This is a genomic window from Aeromonas schubertii, assembly GCF_000820105.1.
GTDB classification, from domain to species: Bacteria; Pseudomonadota; Gammaproteobacteria; order Enterobacterales; family Aeromonadaceae; genus Aeromonas; species Aeromonas schubertii.
Genome location: NZ_CDDB01000058.1, coordinates 1 through 669, shown reverse-complemented (window position 1 = coordinate 669; position 669 = coordinate 1). Strand labels below are relative to the sequence as shown.

The 669-nt window shown below is 61.7% G+C and carries 1 protein-coding gene; it reads left to right on the top strand.

From position 1 onward, the window contains the following. Window positions 1-645, top strand: a 645-nt coding sequence (locus BN1133_RS12090; RefSeq protein ID WP_082178000.1) for an ABC transporter permease, incomplete at its 5' end; no start/stop codon positions are given. Between the last annotated feature and the right edge of the window lie 24 nt (window positions 646-669).

Sequence of the window (669 nt, the reverse complement as noted above, 5' to 3'; positions counted from 1 at the left end):
CTTTATACCACAGTGCTGCTGGTGCTCGGCTCCCTCTTGCTGGGGCTGATGCTGGCGGTGCCCATGGGGGTGTTGCGGACCCACCGCAACTGGCTGATCCGCTTCCCCATCTGGGCCTTTATCTACTTCTTTCGTGGCACCCCTCTGTTGGTGCAGCTCTTTATCATCTATTACGGTGCCGCCCAGTGGGAGTGGCTGAAAAACAGCGCGGCCTGGAGTCTTTTCTCCCAGGCCTGGTTCTGCGCCCTGCTGGCGTTTACCCTCAACACCGGCGCCTACACCGCCGAGATAGTGCGCGGGGCCGTGAGCAACATGCCCAAGGGGCAGATCGAGGCGGCGCTGGCTTTTGGCATGAGCCGCTGGCAGACCCTCACCCGGGTCATCCTGCCCAACTCGTTTCGCCGGGCACTGCCCGCTTACAGCAACGAGGTGATCTTCATGCTGCAGGGCTCGGCGGTGGCGGGCATCATCACCATCGTCGATCTCACCGGCGCGGCGCGCATCGTCAACTCCCGCTACTACAGTCCTTTCGAGGCCTTTATCACGGCGGGGCTGCTCTATATGGCGCTCACCTTCGTCATCGTCTGGTTGTTCAAGCGACTGGAGACCCGCTGGCATGCGCATTTAAAACCACGCACCGTCTGAGACAAACGCCCCGTGAGGGGCGTT